Consider the following 13631-nt stretch of genomic DNA (forward strand, 5'->3'; position numbering starts at 1 on the left):
ATGTTAAAGACAATCAATTTTCCTGAGATTTCTTTTACCCGAGTGAGGAAGATCCTTGAGGTGAGTTGATTCTATAACGCAAATCGCGACCTGGATAAACCTGATAATCGAGCTCCCTGATTTCTTGTTTGTCTCATTAATTGACATATCAAATTATGGAGACGCTAATTTCAGATCTTATCTTCAGATCTTTTGGTCGTCGTTACGTGCCTTGTTGTTTAGGATTTCTACAGAGTCGTTTTTTAGAGATTCAGGTAGGATATCATTTTCTCCACAGAGTGTCGAGCTCTAGGGAAGTGAATGATGAAGAGCCCCTCCCCTACCCCGTGCTGACCGGTATCGCCGATGCTTTACTTGAGAAGGGGGAGGACGACCCTGAAGTCCTTGCCGTGAGCCTTGAACGGCTCGACCCGCGGATACGGGAAGATCTCTTTGCGTCCGACCTCCTGAACGCCTTCCAGATCTTCTATTTCTATTTCCGCGAGAATCCCGGTGACCTCGAAGCCGAACGGCTGATGCTCCAGCCTGGATCTGCCCTCGTGACCGGGGTGGTGGTTGCCGAACGCGAGTCCTGCGAGGTTATCTTCCTGGTTGCAGGTGGATCGCCGGTCATTTCAGTTGGTGACGGGCAAACCGTTCTTGCCAGCTTTACCGGCCAGGATGCATATCTGAAGGCTCTATCCTTTATCGATGAACATCTCTGACTCCTCGATGCGGGTCAGAGCAGGCCCCCGGATATGAGATCGCGGCGGTCACGCACCCGTACCGGATCCGGAATCCGTCCCCACCGGAAGGCCTGTTCGCCAATGATTGCGAAGACTCCGTCTACCTGATCGGGATCGAGAGTGCTGAAAACCGAAGTGTCGCCGGGTCTGATCCGGTTGCAGACGGCAGTGGCCCATGCATCGGCACGGGCAGGGTTCCGGGAAAAGACCGTGACCGAATCGGCAATCCCGAACGAGAGGGAATGCCCAACTGTTGCTGATGAGGTGCAGATGCCGCGAATGACAGGGTCCGGGCCGATGACGAAGCCCAGCTTGTCAGACAGGGGTGAAGCCCCCGCATGGATTCCGATGGTAACCTCCCGGTCTGTGACAAGGACGATATCTCCACCGTTATCGACCACCCCAAAGAGCGCACCGGCCTCCTGCATCGCCTCAACCCCTGCCCACGCAATAGCCCCGGCAACCGCGGCCATCGGGCCGACTCCTGCGGACTCTCCCGCTTCTGCCATACGATCCACGACACCAATCCCGGTTCTAACCGGATAGGGTTCGAGAGTCGAGAGAAAAAAGGGATCGCCGATAGCATAGCGTTCAAGCTCCTGGCGGGCGGAGATGATCCCTTCCCGTGCAGCGGCGATATGCCCCTGCTCATCGGCAAGAATGGTCGCGATGGTCTCCCTGAGGTGGAACCGGCACCGGATCATTACCGGTACAGTCTATTGCTCGGTGTGCATATACCCGCCGCACGGATCGGCAACAGTAACCGGCTTCCTGCAGGTATTTATGAGACCGGGATGAGGCTTACAGAGAAGCATGAGAAGCGTCTGTTCCAGGCGACGGAGAGCGAGACGACGTGGCACCCGTAGACCGGCCACGTATCTCATCCTGGCACGCATTCACGACCACGGCATCGCAACCCTGGCATCGCGCTTTACCGAGATAACCCCGGCCCGCTCAGGAGAGACTAGGGCGCCCCATGTCACCCTGTTTGGCCCATTTGGGCTTCCTGCCGGATCTCCCGATTCCATCCTTTTGGACCGCATCAGGGAGGCAGCGTCCGGGACTGAGGCCGTCACCTGCATGATCGGCGACCCGCTCTGGTTGAGAGGACGGAAAGGGATGGCTATCACCCTCTCTCTTGCTCCGGATACTAACATGGTTGGTCTCTACCGCAAACTCGTCACCGCCCTGTCCCCTGAGACAGCATGGTGTACCTGGATCGACCGGCCTCCCGGCTCCCGGATCTTCCACATCTCACTCCGGGTCTCAATCTCGCGGAGCGAGATCCATGCGGTTCGAAGCAGGGTCCGGGAGGCGTTGCAAACCGGCCGGGAATACAGGGAGGGCGGGGTGGCCCCGGCCATCCATGCCGATGGATGCAGCTCTCCGCTGACACTGTTCCGGATGGCACTACTGCGGCGGGGAAGTCTCTGGAAGGAATTAGACCTTGTCCGTGGAACCTGGCTTTCCCGGGCAGAGGCTTTCAACCCAGATCTCTGGGTTATTACCCGCCGTGAGTATAGAATTTCACAGGGATTACAGCTCACCGGGCCGGTATACCGGACAACGCCGGGTATTTTCGTGATCTCAGACCTCCACTTTGGTCATACCAACATCATCCGCTACTGCCACCGGCCATTCTCATCAGTCATCGAGATGGATACCGTGCTCCTTGACAACTGGAACTTCACCGTGCGGCCGGACGACCTGGTCATTTACCTGGGCGATCTCCGGTATGGCAGGGGCGCTCCGCCTGCCGATCACTTTCTGAACCGGCTGCAAGGAAACATCACTTCTATCATAGGGAACCATGACGACCCGCTACCCGGCGCTGTCCCCTCCCTCATGGTCACCTGCCAGGACATCCCCTTTCTCTGTATCCACAATCCCGGTGAGGTGCCGGAGGACTCCCATGGATGGGTGATTCACGGGCACATCCATAACAATGATCTGGAACGTTATCCTTTCATCAACGGTGAGCAGCGGACAATCAATGTAAGCGCCGAGCTCGTGAAGTATGCCCCCGTAAGCCTCGATGAGATTGCTTCCTTTGTCCGCGCCATCCGCCCCGGGGAGAAGGCGGCTACTCTCGATGAGGCCCGGAGACTGCGGGACTCCCGGCCCGGATAACTCATGCCTCCGGCGTGAGGGCTGGAGCACCAGGGTGGAACAGAGACCGGCAAAACCGCGAACCAGGACATTCACGGCCGGTTCCGGCAAAAAAAGCGGTTGCCTGCCGAACGCCGGTCCTGGATCGCTGGAATCGCTACACTTATGCCAAAAAAAGGCCGTCCCGGACACACTTGAAGGGCCGACCTCTTCCTTACCCCTCCCCTTTCTGCGAAAGCGCCCGTTGCGGACAGATCTCGATGCAGCGACCACACAGAACGCAGCGTTCCCCGCTGACCACGAGCTTCCAGTCCTCATCGAACGAGAATACTTCCTGGGGGCAGATACTGATACAGGCTCCGCAATCAATGCAACGGCTCTCGTCAAGCGAGATGACATCTTCTAGCACGCGGACCGATGCCCCGAGGCGGGACAACCCCTCCTTCACCACGCTGCAGGCATCGTCAGGAATGTCGATGAGCGCCTCGCCCTCGGATGAATCGATCTGCGCCCGCTCCACGTTGATCAGGACACCTGTATCGCGGACCACCTGGGCGATTATCGGTTTCTTCCCTGCTTTCCGGGAAAAGGTCACGATCAGCTTCATTTCAGCCACCGTCCGCCGAAGAGCTTGCCGAGGTTCATTGCCGTAAGCATCCCTATCACCCGCTCTTCGCGGTCGACAACCGGGAGTGCACTGATGTTATGCTTCTCAAGCTTCCTGACCGCGATGTCCACCGGTTCTTCCATCGTGGTAGTGATCACCCGTTTCTTCATGATGTCTCTGACCCTCTTCGCTTTGCCAGGATTGACCACCGCTTTCGAAATGTCGTAGGTGGTCACGATCCCCACCAGCCTCCCGCTGGAATCTATCACAGGCAGGTGGTTTGTTTCGCCCTTCAGGAGCTTCTGGGCCGCCGAGCGTATCTCCTCGTCCTGGCCGATGGAGAACACCTTCCGGTCCATGATATCGAGGACTCGCGGGCCCTGGACGGTCTCTCGAAGGGGATGGGCTTTCCTGGTGGCATCGATCTTCCGGGTCGGCAGGGCAAGGTCGAGCTTCCCCTCCTCCACCCAGGACTTCAGGGTGAGTGCGACCTCCCGGGCGCGCCGGTAACTGGAGAGCGGAGACGTTCGAACCTCTTCACCATTCAGCTCGATGCCCCCGCTCTTCAGCTCTGCGTAACTGACCTTCCGCAGGGAGGGCCGATCCCGGGATGGAATCCCATAGTCGATGATATCCACGATTATATCCTCATCCCGAACCGCAGTCGAGCGGACCATGTCCAGATCCAGAACCGGCAGCGGTATGCCCAGGCCCACATAGAGGGTGACGCCGTACCCGGTCATGGTGGCCGCCCTGAGAAAATCCGGGGACATCCTTTTCATATCGGCAGTGACCATCAGTGTCCCGAAACCTCCGGCAGGGGAGTGCTGGGTCCCCTCGCCAACGATCATCCCCGGCGCCCCGCAGAGAAATGCCGGCACACCGCTCCCGATTACGCGGAATGCCGGATCGTTCGTGATGGGATTGAGGAGCCCGGATCCCGAGAAGCTGATATTTCCACAGTTCGGAAGGAGCATCCCCATGTAGGTGCTTAGTGTCCGGTCAGTGGAATTGGTTGCTGCGTTGTACCGCTGGTACCCATTCCGGGGATTGACCATGGTGGCTTCGTTGAGGTTCTCGAGCAGGATCTCGGTGGTGATGGTCCGCCGGGGATAGCAGTCCGTCCCGGTCGAGAGTGCCCGCAGCTCGACTGTTTTACCCGATACGAAGTCTTCAATGACATGGGCGCCACCGTAATATTCCTCCCGCGTGGTCGATTTCTGGGTTGCACCGATGTACGCGTCGACTGCAGCAATTCCCCCATATGCCTCGACATCATTGAGCCATACCCGCTCCATCTTGATAGGAGGATCGGCATGTCCGAAATTCAGGAAGGCCCCGGACGAGCACATGGCCCCGAATGTCCCGGTGGTGACTACGTCGACTTCGCGGAGTGCGCCTTCCTCACCCAGTTCTTCGACGATTACGGGCATCTCCTCTGCCGTGACCACCCGTGCATTTCCGTCCCTGATCCGTTCCCTGATCAGGTCGATGGTCTTTTCCATGGCACTGATCTTCATCTTTTAGAATATTTAATGATGTGGTATATTACTACCAGTAATTGCTAGTTTTAAACGCAGGGTAACTGATACTCTCCCATGGATATAGGAGAGATCATACAGGAACTCGAGCGGATCGCTCCGCCGGACCTGGCTGAGGAGATGGATACGGGGAAGATCGGGCTCGTCATCGAAGGAAAAAGGGAAGTCCGGCAGGTGGCATGCTCACTCGATGTCACCCTCCCGGTCGTCAGGGCAGCGATCAGGATGGATGCCGATCTCCTGGTTGTGCACCACACCCCGCTCTGGGTGCCCGTGACGACGATCTCCGGCCTTCTTGCCGCACTCCTGCGGGAGATCTTTACCGCGGGAATGAACGTGTATGTGATGCATACCAATTTCGACCATGCCACTGGCGGGATCAACGATACCCTTGCCTCGATCCTGGACCTCTCCGGGACAAGCCCCATGAGCCTCGGTGTCTGCGGGGACTGCCACCTCACCCTGCCCGAGATCGCCCGCCGGCTCAGGGCACCGCTCATTGCCTGGGGCCAACCGCCCCTCCCCTGCAGGCTCGGTGTAGTGGGAGGGAGCGGGTTTGATCTCGATTTGATCGAGGAAGCTGCATCTCTTGGCGCAGAAGCGTTTCTCTCTGCCGACCTGAAACATGCCACGGCCCGGGCTTCGCCGCTCCCTCTCCTCCAGAGCAGCCACTATGCTCTCGAAGCACCGGGGATGCGGGCGCTTGCCGGGAAGATGGGATGGGGATTTATCGATGATCCCCCGGTAACAACGGTATGGACGTAGAGGACTTTTTCACCCGGCTCCGGAATAAAGGAGAACTTACCCCTGCACTCCGGGAGGAGATCATCCGCATGTTCGGGGACCGGGGACGAAAGGCCCTCAAGGCCATCGATGAGCACCGGATCAAGAAATACCTGGACTTCTATATCGTAGTCGGCACATCGGGCGAATATATCGTCGAAGACGAGTTCTGCACCTGCCCGGTTTATTTTTACCGGGGTGGCGGTTGCTGGCATGTCCTTGCGGTAAAGATCGCTGCACTCTCAGGGGACTACGAGTCATATGACCTCTGGTACCAGGACTGCTGGAACGCCGGTTCTCCGACCTGCAAACAATATTTATCGTAGCAAATCCAAAATTAGTCATACCACGTGGTTTTCCATGCTCGAGGAAGAATACCAGCTCGAATATTTTACCACCCATGGGCTGACCCGAAAGATCTGCCGGAAATGTGGAGCGGCGTTCTGGACAAGGAAACTGGACCAGGAGATCTGCGGTGACGCGCCCTGCGAGACCTACAATTTCATCGGAAACCCTGTCTTCCGGCAACATACCGTCGATGGGATGCGGGAGGCTTTCCTCTCGTTCTTCGAGAAGAACAACCACACCCGGATCGAACGCTACCCGGTAGTGGCCCGCTGGCGGGACGATATCTACCTGACGATCGCCTCTATCGCCGACTTCCAGCCATGGGTAACCGGTGGAATAGTGCCCCCTCCGGCAAACCCGCTGGCCATCTCCCAGCCCTGCATCCGGTTGAACGATCTCGACTCGGTAGGAAGGTCGGGAAGGCACCTGACGCTCTTCGAGATGATGGCCCACCACGCCTTCAATTCTGATTCCAAAGAGATCTATTGGAAGGAGCGGACGCTTGAACTGTGCGAACAGTTTCTCTCTTCTATCGGTGGCAATCTCGAGCAGGTCACCTACAAGGAGCATCCCTGGATTGGTGGCGGTAACGCCGGACCAAGCCTTGAAGTTCTCATTGGCGGCCTCGAAGTCGCCACCCTGGTCTTCATGAACCTCGGACGGCAGAAGACTGACAAGCCCCCCGTGGATCTCCATGGCGAGCTCTATTATCCCATGAAGAACTGGATAGTGGATACCGGTTATGGCCTGGAGCGTTTTGTATGGGCATCACGCGGTTCGCCAACCATCTACGATGCCGTGTTTCCAGAAATGGTCAGCAGGGTGATGGAATCGGCAGGGCTCGATCACTTCCTCGATAACCATGAGTATACCAAGATTCTCTCTTTAAATGCCAGGTTCGCCGGCGTGATGGATATCTCCGGTGCCAACCTTTTCCAACTCCGCAAGAAGGTAGCTGCGGCAATCGATGTCCCCATCGAGAAGCTTGACCGGATGATCACCCCAGTAGAGAAAGTGTATGCCATCGTGGATCATACCCGCTGCCTGGCTTATATGCTGGGGGACTGCATCGTCCCCTCGAATGTCAGGGAAGGCTATCTCGCCAGGCTGGTCATCAGGAGAACGCTTCGGATGATGAACGAGCTCGGCATCCCGGACCATCTCGCCGACCTGATCGAGCAGCAGTTACGGATCGTGGGCACCCGATCGTTTGAACAGGACATCGTTGTCGTGCGGGAGATTGTCGACCGGGAGGTGGAAAAATACCATGCAACCCTATCCCGGGGATCGAAGATCGTCCAGAAAGTGGCAAAGACCTACAAGAACCGGCGGGAAAGGGTTCCACTCAAGGAGATCATCACCCTCTACGATTCCCATGGGATACCGCCCGAGATCACCCGGGATATCGCTGTTGCGGAAGGGGCTGTCATCGATCTCCCGGACAACTTCTACTCACTGATCGCCGATATGCACTCCCAGTCCGGGGAGGAGGAGGAACAGGACCCGTTTGCCCGTTTCCGCGACCGTATCGGCGGCCTGCCCCAGACCCGGAAGCTCTTTTACGAGCAGCCCTGCGATATGGAGTTCGATGCCATGGTGCTCGATTGCTTCGAGGGGTATGCGGTGCTCGATCAGACCCTCTTTTATCCCGAAGGGGGCGGACAGCCTGCAGATACCGGCATGTTGATCAGTGCCGAGAGCATGGTGCGGGTGGATGACGTCCACAAGATCGGGGACGTCATCGTGCACCATACTTCAGGCGGCCTGCTCCGCAGGGGCGACCGGGTGAAGGGGATCGTTGATGAAGAGCGCCGCTGGTCCCTCATGCGCCATCACACCGCGACCCATCTTCTCCTCCGGGCGGCAAAGGAGGTTCTCGGGGCACACATTCACCAGGCCGGGGCGCAGAAAGGGGAGGAGAGCGCCAGGCTCGATATCCGTCACTTCAAGCATATCACTTCCGAAGAACTGCACCGGATCGAGGTTATTGCCAACCGGATGGTGATGAGCGACCAGCCGGTGGATATCAAACACGAGGACCGAACAAAGGCGGAACAAATGTACGGGTTTGCGCTCTACCAGGGAGGCGTGCCTCCGGGCAGGGAGATCCGGATTGTCCAGGTCGCCGGAGACATCGAGGCCTGCGCAGGTACCCATTGCCGGTCTACGGGAGAGATCGGGATGATCAAGATCATCAGGGTTGAGCATATCCAGGACGGGATCGAGCGGCTCGAGTACGCTGTCGGCATGGCGGCAGTGGAGTATGTCCACCAGCTGGAAAAGATCATCAACGACTCCGCGGCTGTCCTTTCTGTACAGCAGGAGAACCTTCCATCCTCTGTCCAGCGGTTCTTTACCGAGTGGAAAGACCAGAAAAAGGAGATCGAGCGAATGGCTCAGCGCATGGTGGAGATGGAGATCGAAAGGCTCGTTCCCGAGACGGTGGGTGGAGTGCCGGTGGTTGTCCGCAGGATCGACCTTGCGCCGCGGGATCTTGCGTCCATCGCATCGCGGGTATCTGACCAGGGGGGCGTTGCCCTCTTAGTCAGCGGCATCGAACGAGCCCACGTGGTGTTGATGTCCGGGAGCAGCAAGGTGAACGCCGGGGGGATCATCGGGCAGGTCTGCGGCCTCCTCGGAGGGAAAGGCGGCGGGTCCCCGACCCTGGCCCAGGGCGGCGGGCCGGATATCGACAATATCGAGCTCGCACTCAAGATTGGGAAGGAACGGATATTTTCGGCATTGCATGACTGACGATGTGATTGTTCTCCAGCCAGGGGACGAACGGGCCCAGAAGATAGGCAAGGCGATATCCAGCCAGACAGCAGGTGATATCCTCACCATCCTCTCGCAGGGGCCAAAGACGGCATCGGATCTGACCGGGCTGCTCAGCATCCCGATGGGTACACTCAAGTACCACATCGACAACCTGCTCGAAGCAGGTCTCATTGAGATCTCCGAGACCCGATATAGCGTCAAGGGAAGAGAGGTGAAGGTCTACCGGCTAAAGGACCAGCTGGTCATCGTTGCTCCGAAAGTAACCAGCATCCGCTCCATCCTCCTGAAATATGCATCGCTTTTCGTCATCGTTGTCCTGGCATCTCTCGCGGTGCTGGCCATACTCTCCCTGTTCCGGTTCCCTCAGGACATGGCGGGAACACCTACTTTCTCTCAGGACGGAAGGGGCGGAGCGGGGATGCTGGCCGAGAAGGCTCCCGGGGCTGAACCGGTCGCGGCAGACCGGGTTGTTAACCTGGCCCTGGCCTTCTTCCTCGGTGGATGCATGGTTGCTCTCCTGCTCTTTTTGCATGAGGCCTACAAATTGCAGAAGGGCAAGATCTAGCGGTATACGGCCGAAAGGCCGCTCTTCATAATTTCAGGATCGCTGCTCATCTGATACCAGTTCAACCCCCGAATGAGCGATTATACCCTGTCCTTCTATGGTAAGAAGAAAACTCCTGTGCCTGGCACCCCCCTCCTCGTTCCGGAAAACGCTCCGGTGGAGTGCACACAGGGTGCCGTGAAAGCGCTTACCTTTCGACAGCCCAAAAATTAAGGATAAATTGACGAATTATTCCTGTCTCCCGGCACATATGATGGCCACACCGGCAATTCCCGCTGCCAGGGCGGCGAGCGGAAACGGGGTTGTCGTCGGGGATGTAGGTGATGGCTCTTCCGAAGAGCTATCCGTACCTGCCGGGGTGGTCACGGGGGCCGGCGCTTCAACGGCATACCTGATAGTCGCCATGAACCCGCCCCGGTCATAGATCTCCACGTAGTAATTTCCCGGTTCGGTCACCGGGACCCGGTAGGAAAACCATCCGTCGATTTTTCCGGGCTTGGTAGTCGTCCTGACATACTGGTCTGGAAGCGAGAAACCCCCCGGGCCACTGATCTTCAGGGTAATGGTCGCCACACCGAGGTTGGGGATGTAACCTTCGATGAGGAGCGCCTCGGGCAGAACCTGTTCGCGGGGAGTGGTGAGGACAATCTCCCCGGAGCGGTCGATGATATTCACGAGCTGCAGGGTAACCGAGTCTGAGCCAAGTTTCGACCCGGGATCCTGCAGGAACCGGACCTCCACCTTGTACTTCCCGGCTTGCAGCCCGGTGGTCGGAAATGTGGCATCGAATTCTTTCGATTCATCGACAACGATCATCCTCCTCGCGATTTCTTCGGGAGTGGTGAATTGCGTCCTGTACAGGATGATGTCAAACTGGGCTCCTGTCGGGAACGTGGTATTCCCGGTGACCAGGAGCGGGGCACCGGCACGGAGCTCGTCCGGGGCATCGATGAATATGACATATCCCTGGACAGCCCCGCAGAAGAGGACGGTTGACAGCAGGAAAAAAAGAATGCGTCTCATATCCCTCTGTTTCCCCGGGCACGATAATATGTTTCCGGGAGCCACCTAGACGAGACCGATGAAATTTTTGAGGATCTGCAGCCCTACTGCCCCGCTCTTTTCAGGGTGAAACTGGACGCCGTGAATGGTTCCGGATGCGACTGCGGAGGCAAACGGACATATGAAGCGGGTGGTGGCGACGGTATTGGGAAACTGCGTGCCCGCATAGAATGAATGGACGAAATAAACGTACGATCCTTCGGGGATGCCGTCCATGAGGGGATGGTCGGGGAGCACGATATGCAGAGTGTTCCAGCCCACGTGGGGGATCTTGTAGCCCGGGGTTCTTGGGAATTTTCGCACGGTTCCCGGGATGAGGCCAAGACCGGCATGATGGCCTTCCTCTTCGCTCCACTCAAAAAGCATCTGCATGCCGAGGCATATCCCGAGCACGGGGACCGATCTGGCGGCATCGGTGATGCCCTGCCGCATGGCAGCAAGCTGCTCCATACCGACCCGGAATGCCCCCACACCGGGGAGCACTATCCCTTCAGCAGCCGAGATCTCCTCGATCTCGGAGGTTATAAGCGGTACTGCTCCCGATTTTTCCAGGCCACGGGAGACGCTCCGGAGGTTTCCAAGACCGTAATCAACTATAACGATACGCTTCATCGCACGTCTCCCCCCTGATCCTCCAACCGCCTGTGGTCACCCAATCCGGCGGCAGTCCATGAACCTCCTGCCAGTCATCGAGCCGGTCGCTCCACCCGCGCCACAAATCCGGGTACTGTTCCCGTATCTCTTCGATAACCGCTACATCGCTGGAAGGGCACATGAAACACCCGATCCGGTCGAGCCCCCGCTCATAGAGGGGGTTCCAGGGGGCCTGTTCGCGGAACAGGTAGAGCCATACATGCAGCGCAGTCCAGTTATGAATAGGGGCTGCCGAGATCTGGTTCTTCACGATCCCGTTTCTGAAGATCCGCTTGCTCTCATTCCGGCGCATCGATTCATACCTCCGCTGACCGATAAAGGAGAGACATTCCCCCCATCGTTCCTGAATAAGATTCCGGACCGGCCGGAGCTTGCAGGCGCTGCAGCACCAGCGATAGTCCATGGCAGGAGGACCCAGCCGTTCGAAAGATTCCCAGAAGGCATCCTTTCCGCTCACCCGGATCACTTCGAGCCCGTACTTCCTGGCCGCAACCGTAACATTCTCGAGCGTTTCAGGAAATTCAAGGCCGGTATCGATAAAGATGAGGGGCACTGTTCCAAGCGCCTTTTTTACCACGAGCAGCGTGGCGAGACTGTCCTTGCCTCCCGAATACGAGATGTTCGCCGGCCGGGCGGTATTCCCGGCAACCTCCTGCACGAAACGGACTGCTTCTGCCTCCGCTTCTTCGATGACCAGCGAGTTTGCAACCACCGCATCCTCCCATGTCGAGCGCCCAGGAATACAGACTGAGGGGGCATTTTTTCTGGTCCTGACCACCGCCCCGTGGTCCATGGCCATGGCTTCATCGGCATCGACCTTTGCCCTCCCCACACCGGCGCAACTCCCATCAGGTGCGAGGATAAAGACCTCCTCTCCAGCGCGGACATATGGATCGATGGTCCGAAGACCAGGCGCAAGGACACTGGCACCCTTGTCACGTATCGAAGGTACCGCCCCTTCATCGACCTCGACGAACCTGCGTGCAGGTCTCAGTAATCGGACCGCTTCGGGACGGGGTAGAGGTTCCCACCGCTTCCCGGTGGTTACATACCGGATAGCACCGACAACGCATCCGCCGATGATGATCTCTTCCATCCGGTCGGTATCAGGGACCTTGTTTAAGAGAGCAAGTGTCCCTTCCGGGATGAGCGGTGCCCCGAAATGATCCTCGTAAATTCGGTTGACCAGTGCGCAGTCGGCCGGGAAAGCGGGGCGGGCGTCACCCGGTGGTGTGAGCGCGACCTTCCGCGTGGCAGCCCCGCACCCGCAGAAAGGGGAAAGAACCGGTACGTGGCAGATATCGCACCAGTGGAGATGCATCTTTCCAAGGTAAGCCGGCCGCATGATTGGTAATCAGACGTGGGTGATTGAACAATAAATAGGAACATGATATGCCCAGTCCAGCCCTAGATGCTGTGGCTGCCGCCATACGATGTTGAATTTTCCAAATTTTATTTAAACGGTCGTCAATTCGAGGTTCTTTTACACCCCAAATAGTATTGTTTATCAGGCCTCAGATAGCTACCTTTCCGTATATTACCAGATATGACCGGAGTAACAATTCCCCAAACCACCGTGGCCGGGTGGCCAGGTGCCTGTCATGTTCTGAGTGCATGTGATCGTCATGTGGGATATGGAACACCAGACCGACCAATCCAGGGGCCCGGGGTGATCCGATGATCGCCTTTCTTGTCACATTCCTCCTCGCCTTTTTCATCTACCTTCTTCTGACTGCGGGGAGCGGATCAATCGGGTTCTGGTCAGCTTCTGAACTCATCGCGGGTGCAGGGCTGGGTATCGTCGTGGCAGGAATAACCAGGAAGTTCCTGTGCCGCTCTGAAAACTACCGGATGGTACACCCATTGCGCCTCCTGCTCATACCGGTCTATATCCTCGGACCCTTCCTCATCGAGGTCACCATGGCAAACATAGATGTAGCAGTGCGTGTGATTACCGGCAGGATTCGTCCAGGGATCATCAGGGTATCTTCTGGCCTGAAAACCGATCTCGGAATCTTCATGCTGGCAAACTCGATTACCCTCACCCCTGGGACAATCACGGTCGATATTGATGAGAAGACCAACGACCTGTTCGTCCATAACATCAATATCGAACCCGGTGGTGAAGAGAAGACGGTGACTCCGGCGCGTGAACTCTTCTCCTTTGCCGACATCCCTGCCTGGATACGGAGGATTGCCGAATGATGGAATATTTCCCTCCCGTCGCATTTATCCTGATCGCCCTGGTCTTCCTGGCCATGGTGCGGCTGTTCCACGGACCCACCCCTGCAGACCGGGCGGTCGCCGTTGACACGGTGAATACGCTCACGGTCGCGGTACTGATCCTGTTCGGCGTCGTCTACAGGCAGATCATCTTCATCGATGTGGCTATCGTTTATGCTCTCCTCTCCTTTGTCAGCACCCTCTTCATCGCCAAGTATATCGGGGGTGACCTGTGA

Annotated in this window: 14 protein-coding genes; 8 read left to right on the forward strand and 6 right to left on the reverse strand. The window is 57.5% G+C overall.

Annotation, left to right across the window (positions count from 1 at the left end; genetic code table 11):
• Window positions 1-296 precede the first annotated feature (296 nt).
• Entirely contained in the window at window positions 297-704 is a 408-nt protein-coding gene (locus IPI71_07270) for a hypothetical protein (GenBank protein ID QQR70471.1), read from the forward strand.
• A gap of 14 nt (window positions 705-718) precedes the next feature.
• On the opposite strand, the gene IPI71_07275 is transcribed toward IPI71_07270, so the two are convergent.
• Window positions 719-1429 (reverse strand): UPF0280 family protein, encoded by a 711-nt coding sequence (locus IPI71_07275; protein QQR70472.1) that lies wholly within the window; start codon window positions 1427-1429, stop codon window positions 719-721.
• Window positions 1430-1538: 109 nt separating this feature from the next.
• On the opposite strand from IPI71_07275, the gene IPI71_07280 reads away from it, so the two are divergent.
• A complete protein-coding gene (locus IPI71_07280) occupies window positions 1539-2855 on the forward strand; it encodes a 2'-5' RNA ligase family protein (GenBank protein QQR70473.1) in 1317 nt (438 codons plus the stop codon).
• A gap of 193 nt (window positions 2856-3048) precedes the next feature.
• Here IPI71_07280 and IPI71_07285 read toward each other — a convergent pair whose 3' ends face one another.
• A complete protein-coding gene (locus IPI71_07285) occupies window positions 3049-3441 on the reverse strand; it encodes a 4Fe-4S binding protein (GenBank protein ID QQR70474.1) in 393 nt (130 codons plus the stop codon).
• Window positions 3438-4946, reverse strand: a complete 1509-nt coding sequence (locus tag IPI71_07290) for a homocysteine biosynthesis protein (protein ID QQR71983.1) — start codon at window positions 4944-4946, stop codon at window positions 3438-3440. The genes IPI71_07285 and IPI71_07290 overlap by 4 nt, the downstream gene beginning before the upstream one ends.
• Window positions 4947-5039: 93 nt before the next feature.
• On the opposite strand from IPI71_07290, the gene IPI71_07295 reads away from it, so the two are divergent.
• From IPI71_07295 to IPI71_07310, 4 genes are read left to right on the forward strand one after another with little or no spacing between them, the layout of a single operon-like run.
• Entirely contained in the window at window positions 5040-5747 is a 708-nt protein-coding gene (locus IPI71_07295) for a Nif3-like dinuclear metal center hexameric protein (GenBank protein QQR70475.1), read from the forward strand.
• Entirely contained in the window at window positions 5738-6091 is a 354-nt protein-coding gene (locus IPI71_07300; GenBank protein ID QQR70476.1) for an SWIM zinc finger family protein, read from the forward strand. The genes IPI71_07295 and IPI71_07300 overlap by 10 nt, the downstream gene beginning before the upstream one ends.
• 34 nt (window positions 6092-6125) lie before the next feature.
• Window positions 6126-8867, forward strand: coding sequence for an alanine--tRNA ligase (gene alaS / locus IPI71_07305; GenBank protein ID QQR70477.1), 2742 nt, complete (start codon window positions 6126-6128; stop codon window positions 8865-8867).
• Window positions 8860-9456, forward strand: coding sequence for a helix-turn-helix transcriptional regulator (locus tag IPI71_07310; protein ID QQR70478.1), 597 nt, complete (start codon window positions 8860-8862; stop codon window positions 9454-9456). The genes alaS and IPI71_07310 overlap by 8 nt, the downstream gene beginning before the upstream one ends.
• Window positions 9457-9684: 228 nt before the next feature.
• Here the strand turns inward: IPI71_07310 and IPI71_07315 are convergent, their stop codons facing one another.
• From IPI71_07315 to IPI71_07325, 3 genes are read right to left on the reverse strand one after another with little or no spacing between them, the layout of a single operon-like run.
• Window positions 9685-10479: a hypothetical protein gene (locus tag IPI71_07315; GenBank protein QQR70479.1), complete on the reverse strand. Its 795-nt coding sequence runs from the start codon at window positions 10477-10479 to the stop codon at window positions 9685-9687.
• A gap of 45 nt (window positions 10480-10524) precedes the next feature.
• Entirely contained in the window at window positions 10525-11130 is a 606-nt protein-coding gene (gene hisH / locus IPI71_07320; GenBank protein QQR70480.1) for an imidazole glycerol phosphate synthase subunit HisH, read from the reverse strand.
• Window positions 11108-12517, reverse strand: a complete 1410-nt coding sequence (locus tag IPI71_07325; protein QQR70481.1) for a phosphoadenosine phosphosulfate reductase family protein — start codon at window positions 12515-12517, stop codon at window positions 11108-11110. The genes hisH and IPI71_07325 overlap by 23 nt, the downstream gene beginning before the upstream one ends.
• Before the next feature lie 332 nt (window positions 12518-12849).
• On the opposite strand from IPI71_07325, the gene IPI71_07330 reads away from it, so the two are divergent.
• Entirely contained in the window at window positions 12850-13377 is a 528-nt protein-coding gene (locus IPI71_07330; GenBank protein ID QQR70482.1) for a Na+/H+ antiporter subunit E, read from the forward strand.
• Window positions 13374-13631 (forward strand): cation:proton antiporter, encoded by a 258-nt coding sequence (locus tag IPI71_07335; GenBank protein ID QQR70483.1) that lies wholly within the window; start codon window positions 13374-13376, stop codon window positions 13629-13631. Before IPI71_07330 ends, IPI71_07335 begins: the two co-directional genes overlap by 4 nt.

The organism is Methanolinea sp. (genome assembly GCA_016699325.1).
Lineage (GTDB): Archaea > Halobacteriota > Methanomicrobia > Methanomicrobiales > Methanospirillaceae > UBA9949.

What these genes read in the sequence shown, in the direction of transcription:
- IPI71_07335 (QQR70483.1), top strand. Translation starts at nt 13,374, where the DNA reads ATGATGGAATATTTCCCTCCCGTCGCATTTATCCTGATCGCCCTGGTC.
- IPI71_07315 (QQR70479.1), bottom strand. Translation starts at nt 10,479, where the DNA reads ATGAGACGCATTCTTTTTTTCCTGCTGTCAACCGTCCTCTTCTGCGGG.
- IPI71_07280 (QQR70473.1), top strand. Translation starts at nt 1,539, where the DNA reads ATGAGAAGCGTCTGTTCCAGGCGACGGAGAGCGAGACGACGTGGCACC.
- IPI71_07325 (QQR70481.1), bottom strand. Translation starts at nt 12,517, where the DNA reads ATGCGGCCGGCTTACCTTGGAAAGATGCATCTCCACTGGTGCGATATC.
- IPI71_07300 (QQR70476.1), top strand. Translation starts at nt 5,738, where the DNA reads ATGGACGTAGAGGACTTTTTCACCCGGCTCCGGAATAAAGGAGAACTT.
- IPI71_07290 (QQR71983.1), bottom strand. Translation starts at nt 4,946, where the DNA reads ATGGAAAAGACCATCGACCTGATCAGGGAACGGATCAGGGACGGAAAT.
- IPI71_07275 (QQR70472.1), bottom strand. Translation starts at nt 1,429, where the DNA reads ATGATCCGGTGCCGGTTCCACCTCAGGGAGACCATCGCGACCATTCTT.
- IPI71_07330 (QQR70482.1), top strand. Translation starts at nt 12,850, where the DNA reads ATGATCGCCTTTCTTGTCACATTCCTCCTCGCCTTTTTCATCTACCTT.
- hisH (QQR70480.1), bottom strand. Translation starts at nt 11,130, where the DNA reads ATGAAGCGTATCGTTATAGTTGATTACGGTCTTGGAAACCTCCGGAGC.
- IPI71_07295 (QQR70475.1), top strand. Translation starts at nt 5,040, where the DNA reads ATGGATATAGGAGAGATCATACAGGAACTCGAGCGGATCGCTCCGCCG.
- IPI71_07310 (QQR70478.1), top strand. Translation starts at nt 8,860, where the DNA reads ATGACTGACGATGTGATTGTTCTCCAGCCAGGGGACGAACGGGCCCAG.
- IPI71_07285 (QQR70474.1), bottom strand. Translation starts at nt 3,441, where the DNA reads ATGAAGCTGATCGTGACCTTTTCCCGGAAAGCAGGGAAGAAACCGATA.
- alaS (QQR70477.1), top strand. Translation starts at nt 6,126, where the DNA reads ATGCTCGAGGAAGAATACCAGCTCGAATATTTTACCACCCATGGGCTG.